The organism is Emticicia aquatica (assembly GCF_923079645.1).
Lineage (GTDB): Bacteria > Bacteroidota > Bacteroidia > Cytophagales > Spirosomataceae > Emticicia > Emticicia aquatica.
This window is the reverse complement of sequence record NZ_CAKLPY010000002.1, coordinates 703,697-715,514: the sequence shown is the minus strand read 5'-3', so window position 1 is coordinate 715,514 and position 11,818 is coordinate 703,697. Positions and strand designations below refer to the sequence as shown.

Below are 11,818 nucleotides of genomic sequence, written 5' to 3'. Positions count from 1 at the left end.
GCTTAAAAGAGGAATTTATTTTAAATGAAAATTTATAAATTTATTCTTGCAATGCAATTTTGATATGTTCAAAATGATGTTTGGTGTGCCAAGCAGCCATACTGAGGGCTTGTGCCAGTGTCAGGTTGATTTGACGAAGTGAATGATAAAAAGTTTTGTCAAAATCATTTGCTGACATATTTCTCATCAAAAAAGCCCAACGTTTATGTGTAGCTTCGAGGAGCAATATTGTATCGGCTGGAGGTATACTGGATATTTCGGAAGTACTATTCCACGCATTAATGTTAGCTACAAAACCAACGGGATTTTCATCGCTAAGTGCTTGCTTGAAACGAGCATAATGCAAGATGTGCATATCTGAGATGTGCGTCAATAGTTGACGAACATTCCATGCTCCTTCACGGTATTGTTTTTCCAAATCTTCGTTAGGAAGTTTTTTGGTAAGCCGTTTATACTTAGCAGGATACTTTTCAATGATACCGATATTTCTTTCGATTTCTTTGTCAGTATAGCTCTTTTTTACTTTCCATTTTCCGATGGGATATTGGCGTTGTTCGAGTGTCATTGCCGAGAAAAGTTTTGTTGTAAAACCAAATTTACGGACTATTTCACAAGAACAAATCAGAATGACATTTGATTTTAGATAAATAGATAAATAGTGAAGAAAGTTCTTTAAAAAATCCTAAAATTGAAAGATTATTTGGCTTATTAATGAAAAAGCAATTTGAAAATCTGAAGTGAATGGTTACATAATAAAAAATACAATTGGTTTTTTTTATCGTTAATCTTTAAAACTTAATTCATTATTTCTATCAAGGTACAGGGTCATGTCCATGAGTGGAACTCCATGGATGGCAGCGAGCAAAGCGTTTGGCTGCAAGCACAAATCCTTTAATAAAACCATGCTTTTGAAGAGCTTCAACGGCATATTGTGAACAAGTTGGTGTATAACGACACGAAGGCGGAAACCACGGGGAAATACCTGCTTGGTAAAGTCTTACAAGAAAAATAGCGACGTATTTCATGGAGCTGATTGCTAATTGCCTAATTCGGTCAATTTTTATTCAAAAAGTACGTATAAAGTAATGGTATGCGTAGTTAATTTATCCACCCCAGCAAGCGGCGTTCCTATATTATTGACAGGGTCAACGAGGTTGTGTAATCCATGAGAAAAATGAATTTCGGGAGCAAACTTGAAATATTCTCTAAAAAACTCAATTCCTGTACCGTATTCTATGCTAAAATCATTGCCTTTTGTAGCAAATTGCTGTCTTCTGCGGCGGTTTACTGCATTGGTTTCTACACCGTAACGAAGGCCTCCAAAAACATACATTCTGACATTGCCACGCCTTTCGGATTTATACTTAAACATTAAAGGAATTTCAAACCATGCTGTTTCACGAAGCTCAGTTTTTTCTCCAAACTTATTTGGGTCATCGGCTGCTAAATCAACATTTATGTAGTGATATTCAAGTCTTCGGCCATAAATAGCTACTGTTGGTAATACCCTAAAATCGAAATAATCATTCAGCCTAATATTAGCTAAACCACCCATTTTTATCCCAAAAGTGGGTGGAGAAGTAATGCCATAATAATTGTCTTTATTGACAAAATAATTATTAAATTTTACATTAAAATAAGTATTCGTTAAACCCAAGAAATAACCAAATTTTACTGCTTTTGCATCGTAATCTGCTTGAAAATGACGGCGAGTTTGTTGAGCAAATACGCTTTGTGAAAGCATTATCAATATAAACAATCTAAGGCTTAATTGAGCTAAAGGAGCGTTTTTCATGAGCTTTTTAGTAAAACAATCAAATTTTATGGCTTTTTACCGATATAAATTGAGCAAACACCAAAAGTAAGAGGAATACATTTTGTTTGACGGAATCCTGCTTTTTCAAAAACCGCTAAGAAATCATTCCCTTCTGGAAAAGCTTTCACAGATTCGGGTAAATAGCTGTAAGCTGAACTATCATTTGAGACTAATCGACCGATAAAAGGCAATATGGTGGCATTGTAAAACCAATATAATTGCTTGATAACAGGCGTTTTTGGATTTGAAAATTCCATTACCATGCAAGTTCCGCCTGATTTGGTAACTCGACACATATCCGTTAAACCTTTTTCGAGATTTTCAAAGTTACGTACTCCAAAAGAAACGATAACGGCATCGAAAGTATTGTTTTCAAATTGCAATTTCTCAGAATCGCCCATTTGTAATTCGATTTTATTTTCTAAACCGAGTTTTTTCATTTTTTCACGACCAAATGACAACATTCCTTCCGAAATATCAACACCAATTACTTTTTCGGGTTTCAATTGTTTAACTGCTTCAACAGCCAAGTCGCCCGTTCCAGTAGCAATATCCAAAATCAACTGTGGCTTTTCGGCACGCAACAATGAAATGGCTTTTTTTCGCCACCAAAAATCAATTCCACCACTTAAAAGGTGATTCAAAAAATCATATTTTGGTGAAACATTGTCGAACATTTCGGCAATTTGTTCACGTTTGCTGCTGTCTTTTTCTTTGTAAGGTACAACCATATATTTGCGGAACGATTTTTAACATCGTTCATATTTTAAAAGGTATTTCAATAAGTCTGCAAAATTACAATTACTATTTTATAACTGATTGATTATCAGAAAAGTTTTTCAAGCATAGTTTTTTGTATATTTGAAAAATCAAGCCTTTTAAAAAAGAACGGATTAATTTATGCAATACACCAAATATTATTCATCACCGATTGGCATTTTAGAAATTTCGGCAAGTGATTTGTATTTAACACACGTTTTATTTCGAGAAGCTCAGAAAAAACCAAGCCGACAATTAGAAGAAACACCCGAAAATTCGCCCATAATTGATGAATGTATAAAGCAATTTGATGCTTATTTTGCAGGAAAATTGAAAGATTTTGATATTCCAATGCTTGCACAAGGAACCGATTTTCAACGAACAGTTTGGGAAAGTCTCAAAACAATTCCATATGGAAAAACTGTTTCTTACCTTGAACTTTCCCGTCGAATTGGCAATGAAAAAGCTATCAGAGCAGTTGGAACTGCCAATGGATGTAATCCTTTGACGATAATTTTGCCTTGTCACCGCGTGATAGGTTCAGATGGAAGTTTGGTTGGTTATGGTGGTGACCTTTGGCGAAAAGAATGGCTTTTACGGCACGAAGGTTCTTTACCAAAACAAGAGCAACTTGAGTTATTTTAAAATATATTTCCAAATGTTAGGGGTAAAAATGTGTTTATCTGTCTTATCAATAAATCAAATAAATATCTATGGAAACAGCTATTAACCAGCCGATTACAACTGAAAAATCTTTTTCTTCAACATCAAAATTCTTACTGGAAATTCCACTTTATGTATATATAAGTGTGATTGCTTCGATGTGCGTTATTTTGGGTATTTTGTGGGATATTGCTTGGCACATGAGCATTGGGCGTGACGGACTGTTTTCGGCACCACATGTGGTGGTTTATGTAGGAGCAGCTACTGCTGGGATTTTTTCGGGCTATCAAGTTCTCAAAACTTCTTTTTGGGGAACATTGGTCGAGAAAGGTAAAATGGTCAATTTTTGGGGTATTTTTTATAGTTCTTTGGGTGGTCTTTTTTGTATTTGGGGCGGAATTGCTTCGCTTACATCAGCACCGTTTGATGATTGGTGGCACAATACTTATGGACTTGATGTAGAAATCCTTTCTCCACCACACACGGTTTTATTATTGGGATTAATGAGTGTTCAAATGGGAGCAATGGTTGCTGTTTTGGCATTTATGAATCGTAAAGAAGCAATTGTAACGCTTTCGGCTTCAGAAAATGCCAATCGTTTCAATCGCCTTCAATGGCTGTTCATTACGACGGCCGCTTTTTTTATAACATCTATTTTTACTTTTCTATCCGAACCTTTAGGGCGTTGGGCAATGCACCGACCTGATTTTTATCAAGTAGCAAGTATTGCTTTTCCGTTTATATTATTAGCAACAGGCCGAGCTTCTGGAAAGAAATGGGGGGCAACCTATATTTGTCTGATTTTTTTGTTTTTTCATTGGGTAGTTAATGCTGTTTTAAGGTTACTGCCTGCTGAACCGTTGTTAGGGCCAATTCATAATAAAATTACTACTTATCAAACCTTAGGTTTTCCGTTGTTATTGTTTATTCCAGCCTTTGCGGTTGATTGGTTGCGAGAAAAGTTTTCGGCAATGAATGACTGGATTTTGGCTTTGATTTTAGGTTTTACTTATCTGTTTGTGTTGTTTGTATCACATTATCCTTTTGGAACATTTCTTCATGAATCTCCTTTGGCTCGTAATTGGTTTTGGGGAAGTAATTCTTGGTCGTTTCAGAATGATGCCGATTGGGAATATCGTTTCAAATTCAGTCCTCGTAATGATATTAGTTTGAGTGCTTGGGCAGAAGGAATGGGTTTTGCCATACTTTTTAGTGTTGTTTCATCAAGAATTGGACTTGCTTGGGGAAATTGGATGAAACAACTGCAACGCTAACAATTGAAAAACATATTTAAAGAATCAAAATAGAATGAATATAAAATCAAGTTTAGGCAAAATTATACTTGTTCTACTGACGCCAATCTTTGCATTAGCTCATATTGGAAGTGCAGGTGTAGTGCATGAAGGAAAAGCGGGCAATTATCAAGTACAAGTATATGTTGAGCCACCCGACGTAATTCCAGGAACAGCCAAAGTGTCGGTAATGGTTGATGGAAATGATATTACTAGCGTGAAAATGAGTCCTATTTTTTATTGGACTGGAGATGAAGGTTCGCCTCGTTCGGATGAAGGAATTTTGACCGAAATAGGAAAATATGAAGGTAAAATTTGGCTCATGGAAAGTGGTGCAGCTAGTGTGAAAGTAACAATCGAAGGGGCGAGGGGAAAAGGTGATGTATTGATTCCAATTGCTGCCTTATCAACAGCTCAACGACAATTGCCAAGTTCACTCGGTTGGATTTTGGCAGGATTAGCTCTGCTTTTGATTGGAATTATGACCACAATTATTGGAGCAAGCACAGGCGATAGTTTGCTAAAAGTTGGACAAGCAGCAAATGAAAGCACCAAAAAAAGACGTTTGATTGGTTCAACTATTGGAGCCTCTTTCTGTGGGCTAATTTTATTTGGTGGAAATATGTGGTGGAATTCTGAATCGGCTAATTATCAGCGTTTTATGTATCAGCCTTATACAGCTACTTCAAAAATTAGTTTTGCGAACGGACAACGAATATTGAGTTTTAAGATTGATACGGCTTCCGTGAAAGGACGATTGACCAGTTTTATTATTCCCGACCATGGAAAATTAATGCACTTGTTTTTAGTAAAAGAAGGTTCGATGGATGTTTTCGCCCATCTTCACCCTTCTCGGAAAGATAGTATTACATTTGAAGCTCCTTTGCCAAATATGCCTGGTGGAAAATACTTGATTTATGCCGATGTTTTGCGTTTTCATAGCTTACAAAATACAATTACTGATACAGTTGAGATTCCATCACCGCCAAAAGTAAATTTAATGCCAACATTTTCGGGCGATTCGGATGATACATTTGTTGTTACGAATGCCATCAATAAACAGTTATCTGACCAAGAAAATACTACGATTACTATTTGTGGTACGCCAGGTGTTAAAACAAAACTGCAAGATGGCTCAAGTATTGTTTGGAACGAAAAACCTAATGAGCAGTTACAAATGGGTAAAGTCTATGATTTGAAGTTTTCGGTGGTCGCACCCGATGGAAAACCAGCTGAATTGCAAACTTATTTGGGAATGATGGGACACGCAGCTGTTATCAAAGATGATGGCTCTGTTTATATTCATTTACACCCGAATGGCACTTTTTCGACGACAGCCGTACAAGTGATGCAAAATAGAATTGATGCTACAATCAATGTTCGACCAAATTTGAATAACCCAAAGCGTTTTAAAGATAGCGTCGATAATGTTTTATCAAAATTACAAGCAATGACTGAAACGGAACGAGATAAGTTTTTGATGGGAAATATGAAACACGAATCTAACGGGCATCATAGTGGTGAAGTGGCTTTTCCTTATGTTTTTCCGAAAGCGGGCAACTATCGAATTTGGGTACAAGTTAAACGTGAAGGAAAGATTCTGACGGGAGTTTTTGATGCGAAAGTGATTTAAGCATTGAAAGTTCTTATGCTATTTTCTAGCTAAATTATTGTTTGTATATAGAATAAGTTGACTTTTTAATATTGAGGCATGATTTAAGATTTAGGTCTTTAATCATGCCTTTTTTTATTGAATATTAGTATTTTTTCTCTTTAAAAACAATAATTAATACGTATAAGTAAAAATACTTAATATTGGAATATTACAATAAAAATGTCTGTATAAGTTTAAAGTTTTTTATACTTATATTTTAATATTATCAATAAAATAAAATCAAAACACTCAAATTATTAACCAATATTTTTAGTAATTAAATATTTTAAGGGTATTTTGTTAAAAAATGAAACATAGTGCTTGTTGAGTCTGGATTAAGTGTAAATATGATATTTTATTGTAAAAAGCCTATTAATTGTATTTTTCAAATGAATTGTTTTAATAAATTAATTATTTTTAATATATATTAATTTTTTTTTGAGAAAAATTTTTTTATTCAATTTGAACGCACTACTTTTAATCATCTAATCTTAGATAAGTACAACAAGTCTTCAACAAGTGTTTCTTTTCCGACCGCAATAATGGGAACACTTGAACCTTATAAATACTACGCTTAAAATGCGGGTTTGAAGTGAACAAAATTGTTCATTCAATCTTAAAATGATGGAAAGGAAACCATCGAATCTTGAAACTGAATTTTTAATGTAATGATGCCAAATTTTCTATTCGTGTTTAGAATTTTGGCTTGAAGAGACACTTTATCCAAACTGGACCCTATAATTTCCCTTTAGACCGATTATTACAAAACCGAGCGGTCGGAGTCTTGTAATAACTCGGTTGAAAAGGGAAGCCCCAACAAACTAACTATAAACCGAGATTGTATGATGAAGAACTTCTACTTATTGATTTGTCTGCTTTTATCCTCAGCGATAATGGCCCAAGAAAAAGTCATTACTGGTGTAGTGAACTCCGAAAGCGAAGGCGTATTGCCTGGAACTACCGTTACCGTTAAAGGAACTGTCTTTGGAACTGTGACTGATGCAAATGGAAAGTTTTCATTAAAAACTCCTGCGAATGCTACTTTTCTTACAATTAGTGCAATTGGATATGCAACGACTGATATTAAAATAGATAATAAAAGCGTGTTCGAGATTACTTTATTGCCTGATAATAAAGTATTAAATGAAGTGGTTGTTACGGCTCTTGGTATTTCGAGAGAGAAAAAATCATTGGGATACTCACAACAAGAACTTAAAGGTGAAGGTTTAGTTGAAGCCCGCTCAAACAATGTGGCCAATGCTCTTTCAGGAAAAGTTGCTGGTGTAAGAATTAGTAGCAACGGAGGGCCTGGAAGTGGTTCAACTATTCAGATTCGTGGTGCTTCTTCTGTTTCGGGAAATAATCAACCACTCATTGTAGTCGATGGAGTGCCGATTCAGCAACAATTTGACAAACAATTTGGTGGCGGTATTTCAGAAGTCAGTCCTGATAATATCAAAGAAATTTCTGTTCTAAAAGGGCCAAATGCAGCAGCATTGTACGGTTCACGGGCTGCCAATGGCGTAATTTTGATTACGACTAAAGATGGTGGTGGAACAAAAGGTTTGGGTATAGAATATAATTCAAATTTTACGGCGGAGCGTCCGTTGGTAAAACCTAATTTCCAAAATACTTATGGTGGCGGCTCAGGCTATACAACTTGGTATTCTGACGGTTGGAGTGGTACCATTACGCCCGATGCCTATGACCAATACAAAGCAGCGTATGGCTTTGTTAATCCAGGTAAAACCACTGGAACTGAAGGAACGGATGAAAGCTGGGGAGCTCCAATGGATGGTCGTTTGGTAAGACAATGGTTTACAGGTAAGGATGTGGCTCCTTTAACTCCACAACCCAACAACTGGGATGAGTATTGGCAAACAGGTACAACATTGACCAATAATATTGCATTATCTGGCGGAAACGATAAAGGTAGTTTCAGATTGAGCTTAGGTCGTCTTGACCAAAAAGGTCTAATGGCTTTCAATGATTTCTACAGAAATAACTTTAAAATTAATTCTAATTACAAAGTTTCTAAGTTTTTGACAGCAGTAGTTTCGGCTGAATATGTAAAATCTGGAGGTAATCGAACTTACCAAAGTGGCGACCAATTTATCTGGTCTCATCGCCATGTTTCTTGGGACCAATTGGCAAACTGGCGTGATTATTCGGGTGTTCATATCCAAAGAGCAGTTGCTGGTAAATTGCCAGACAATGACCCAGCCAATTGGCAGCATACTTTTTTCACTAATCCAATTTTCTTGAGTGAAAAACTCCCTTATACGAATGAAAAAGACCGTTTGGTTGGCAATGTAGCTTTAAACTTTACTATTTCTCCCGAATTAAAGTTAATGCTCAGGAGTGGTACTGATATTTGGTCGGATACACGTATAAATATAGTAAATTTTGAAAGAGTTCGTAATGGCAATCAAACTCCAGGACGATATTCGGAAGAAGTTTTACGCCGCCAAGAAACTAACCATGATGCACTTTTAACTTACGACAAAGCGATTACAAAAGATTTGAACCTAGTCGTTACGGCTGGAGCAGCTCAAAGAATCAATTATTATAAACGAAATTTTGCAAACGTTGGCGAATTAGTTGTAGATGGTGTATATAACTTGGCTAATTCAAATCCAAGTCAAAACTCAATCGAGAGCCGTATCGAGAAATCAGCAGTACAAAGTGTTTATGGCTCAATGCAATTGGGTTATTTGAATGCTTTATTTTTGGAAGCAACCGCTCGTAATGATTGGTCGAGTACATTACCTTCTAATGCACGTTCTTATTTTTATCCTTCAGTTTCTGCGAGTGCAGTCATTTCAGATTTAATCAATTATCCTAAAACGGTTCTTTCTTACGGAAAAGTAAGAGCAAGTTGGGCTCAAGTAGGAAACGACGCTGACCCATATCAATTAAGTCAAACGTTCCGTTCGGGCGGTTCATGGAATAGTTCATTGCCTGAATATTACGAAAACTTAACGATTTCAAACTCTACTTTAAAACCTGAGATAACTACTGGTGTTGAGCTTGGTGTTGATTTGAGATTCTTTAAAAACCGATTCGGTTTAGACTTTACTTATTACAACCAATCGACAAAAAACCAAATTTTAGGTGTAGAAATCTCAAAAGGAAGTGGTTACGACAAACGTATTCTGAATGCAGGTCAAATTACCAATCAAGGTATTGAGATTATGTTTACTGGAAAAGTAATCGAAGCAGATGGTTTTAAATGGGATATTGGTTTAAACTATTCTCGTAACCGCAATAAAGTTATCGAATTAGCCGAAGGCTTAACCACTTATACGTTGCAAGAGCGTCGTGGTTTGACTTCAATTGCTCAAGTTGGAATGCCATACGGTTCTTTATTTGGAATTGGTTTCAAACACGCACCTGATGGACAAATTATTTATGCCAAGGGTCTCCCAGTTGTAGAAACAACACCTAAAATTCTTGGAAACATTCAACCAAAATGGATGGGTGGTATCACAAATACTTTCACTTACAAGAAATTCTCTTTGATGACTTTGATTGATGTTAAAATGGGTGGCGATTTCTTCGATGAAGGAACAGGCACTGCTCGTTGGACTGGTCAATATGCAGAAACAGCGGTTGGTCGTGAAGAAGGAATTATCGGTAAAGGGGTAATGAATATCGGAACAACTGAAAATCCACAATATGTGCCAAACGATGTAATCGTTGCAACCAACCAATTGATTGGCTATAACAACCCACGTCGTTACCACGAAGCAGCTATTTTTGATGGTTCTTATGTTAAGCTACGTGAGGTTTCATTTGGGTATAGTATTCCAAAATCAGTTTTAGCGAAACTTCATTTGCAAAATGCGAAACTGTCGATTGTTGGTAGAAACTTAGCTATTTTGTTCAAAAATACACCACATATTGACCCCGAAGTTGACCGTTTTGGAGCAAATCAACAAGGTTTTGCTTACGGCGAATTACCAAATTCAAGAAGCGTTGGTGCAAACCTTTCAATTAGCTTTTAGTACTTAGTTTTTAACAATTAGCTTTTTGCAAATAATAATTTCATGCAATAAGTGCTAATCGTCAAAAGCAAAAATTAACCTAAAAATCTGACAGATATGAAACTCAATAAAATTATATATTCATTCGTATTTATAGGTTTATTTTCATCAATAAGTTCATGTACAAATGACTTTGATGAAATGAACACTGACCCTAACAATCCTACTGCTATTGGAGCTCAGTATCTTTTTCCGTATGCTGTCGAGAAAGCTGTTGATAGATATTGGGGTGGAAATACTCGTTTTGAACGCCTCAATTTAGATGGAGCAATGCTCTGGATTCAATATTTAGCCCGTAATATTTATTCAAATGAAGGAGATAATTACGGCATTACGCCTACTTTTTATAACAATACTTGGAAATCGCTCTATAATGAAGGTCTATTAAATTTCCAAAGAATTATTACTGAAACTGGCGAAAAAGGCAAGAACCCGAATAAAAATTATGAAGGAATTGCATTAGTAATGCGTTCGTGGACTTTTTCACTTTTGACGGATTTATACGGAGCAATTCCATATTCTGAATCATTAAAAGGAACGGATGCAACACCAATTTATACGCCTTCATACGATTCGATGGATAAAGTTTATGCTGGAATCCTGAACGATTTGAAACTTGCGAACGAAAAACTTACTGTTGGTGGGCCAGCAATTGCAGGTGATATTGTTTATAACGGTGATATTTTGAAATGGAAAAAATTTGCTAATTCACTTAGACTACGTTTAGCAAATCGTCAGGCAGCAAAAAAATCGGCTGAATCTAAAGCAATTATGAAAGAAATTCTTTCAGATGCTACAAAATACCCAATTTTTACGAGCAATGCTGATAATGCCCTTTTAGCCAATACAAATACTCGTCCGAGCAATAACGAATGGCACGAAGTAATGATTATCGGTAGCCGTACTGACTGGAGCATGAGCAAAACTATCGTGGATAAATTGACGGCTTTGGGTGATACTCGTTTGGGTGTTTTTGCTACCAAAAATAAAGCTGGTTCTTACGAAGGAATTCCCAATGGTCTTCCTGATGCTATTGCAACTACTTACTTGAGTTCGGCTTCGGTCTTGACCGATTACTTTACAAAAGCAAATGCTCCGAGTGTGATTATGACTTATAGTGAATTGCAATTCATTTTAGCCGAAGCGGCTTTTGATGGAGATATTGATGCTACCTCGACTGATTATTTCAAAAAAGGAATTGATGCTTCGTTTGCACAATTTGGACTTACAACACCAACTGAATATTTGACGACTGTCGGTACAATTTCAAAAGAAAAAATTATCGAACAAAAATGGATTGCTCTTTTTGGACAAGGAGTTGAAGCTTGGACGGAATATCGCCGTACGGGATTTCCTAAATTTTCTCCAAGGGACCCAAGAGCGGTTTTTGAAAATGATGGAATAATTCCAACTCGTTTACCTTATCCAACTACCGAATATTCTTTGAATAAAGCAAAACTTGATGAAGGAATCAAAATTAATGGAACAGATAATATGAAAACCAAACTCTGGTGGACAGAATAAGTCGATTTGACCATTAATTAATTTTATCAGTTGAAAATGTTATGAAATATGTCAAAAAATATCC

9 protein-coding genes are annotated in these 11,818 nt (G+C 36.0%); 5 read left to right on the top strand and 4 right to left on the bottom strand.

Annotated features, from left to right (window positions below; genetic code table 11):
• Positions 1-40: 40 nt before the first annotated feature.
• The 4 genes from MJQ71_RS12700 to ubiE form a co-directional block, all read right to left on the bottom strand.
• A complete protein-coding gene (locus tag MJQ71_RS12700) occupies positions 41-565 on the bottom strand; it encodes a YfiT family bacillithiol transferase (protein WP_238807000.1) in 525 nt (174 codons plus the stop codon).
• Positions 566-812: 247 nt separating this feature from the next.
• The gene (gene yidD / locus MJQ71_RS12695; RefSeq protein ID WP_238806999.1) at positions 813-1,025 is read right to left on the bottom strand and encodes a membrane protein insertion efficiency factor YidD; all 213 of its coding nucleotides are present in this window, start codon (positions 1,023-1,025) and stop codon (positions 813-815) included.
• Positions 1,026-1,060: 35 nt separating this feature from the next.
• Positions 1,061-1,795 (bottom strand): type IX secretion/gliding motility protein PorT/SprT, encoded by a 735-nt coding sequence (gene porT / locus MJQ71_RS12690; protein WP_238806998.1) that lies wholly within the window; start codon positions 1,793-1,795, stop codon positions 1,061-1,063.
• 26 nt (positions 1,796-1,821) lie between these two features.
• Positions 1,822-2,547, bottom strand: coding sequence for a bifunctional demethylmenaquinone methyltransferase/2-methoxy-6-polyprenyl-1,4-benzoquinol methylase UbiE (gene ubiE / locus MJQ71_RS12685; protein ID WP_238806997.1), 726 nt, complete (start codon positions 2,545-2,547; stop codon positions 1,822-1,824).
• Positions 2,548-2,716: 169 nt separating this feature from the next.
• On the opposite strand from ubiE, the gene MJQ71_RS12680 reads away from it, so the two are divergent.
• From MJQ71_RS12680 to MJQ71_RS12660, 5 genes are all read left to right on the top strand, one after another.
• Positions 2,717-3,220, top strand: a complete 504-nt coding sequence (locus MJQ71_RS12680; RefSeq protein WP_238806996.1) for a methylated-DNA--[protein]-cysteine S-methyltransferase — start codon at positions 2,717-2,719, stop codon at positions 3,218-3,220.
• Positions 3,221-3,288: 68 nt separating this feature from the next.
• Entirely contained in the window at positions 3,289-4,512 is a 1,224-nt protein-coding gene (locus MJQ71_RS12675; protein ID WP_238806995.1) for a hypothetical protein, read from the top strand.
• A 34-nt stretch (positions 4,513-4,546) separates the two neighbouring features.
• Positions 4,547-6,163, top strand: coding sequence for a DUF8832 domain-containing protein (locus MJQ71_RS12670; RefSeq protein WP_238806994.1), 1,617 nt, complete (start codon positions 4,547-4,549; stop codon positions 6,161-6,163).
• Positions 6,164-7,026: 863 nt separating this feature from the next.
• Positions 7,027-10,191: a SusC/RagA family TonB-linked outer membrane protein gene (locus MJQ71_RS12665; RefSeq protein WP_238806993.1), complete on the top strand. Its 3,165-nt coding sequence runs from the start codon at positions 7,027-7,029 to the stop codon at positions 10,189-10,191.
• 96 nt (positions 10,192-10,287) lie between these two features.
• Positions 10,288-11,754 (top strand): SusD/RagB family nutrient-binding outer membrane lipoprotein, encoded by a 1,467-nt coding sequence (locus MJQ71_RS12660; RefSeq protein ID WP_238806992.1) that lies wholly within the window; start codon positions 10,288-10,290, stop codon positions 11,752-11,754.
• Positions 11,755-11,818 lie beyond the last annotated feature (64 nt).

Coding starts and splice junctions, on each gene's coding strand:
- MJQ71_RS12700 (WP_238807000.1), bottom strand. CDS start 565: ATGACACTCGAACAACGCCAATATCCCATCGGAAAATGGAAAGTAAAA.
- yidD (WP_238806999.1), bottom strand. CDS start 1,025: ATGAAATACGTCGCTATTTTTCTTGTAAGACTTTACCAAGCAGGTATT.
- porT (WP_238806998.1), bottom strand. CDS start 1,795: ATGAAAAACGCTCCTTTAGCTCAATTAAGCCTTAGATTGTTTATATTG.
- ubiE (WP_238806997.1), bottom strand. CDS start 2,547: ATGGTTGTACCTTACAAAGAAAAAGACAGCAGCAAACGTGAACAAATT.
- MJQ71_RS12680 (WP_238806996.1), top strand. CDS start 2,717: ATGCAATACACCAAATATTATTCATCACCGATTGGCATTTTAGAAATT.
- MJQ71_RS12675 (WP_238806995.1), top strand. CDS start 3,289: ATGGAAACAGCTATTAACCAGCCGATTACAACTGAAAAATCTTTTTCT.
- MJQ71_RS12670 (WP_238806994.1), top strand. CDS start 4,547: ATGAATATAAAATCAAGTTTAGGCAAAATTATACTTGTTCTACTGACG.
- MJQ71_RS12665 (WP_238806993.1), top strand. CDS start 7,027: ATGATGAAGAACTTCTACTTATTGATTTGTCTGCTTTTATCCTCAGCG.
- MJQ71_RS12660 (WP_238806992.1), top strand. CDS start 10,288: ATGAAACTCAATAAAATTATATATTCATTCGTATTTATAGGTTTATTT.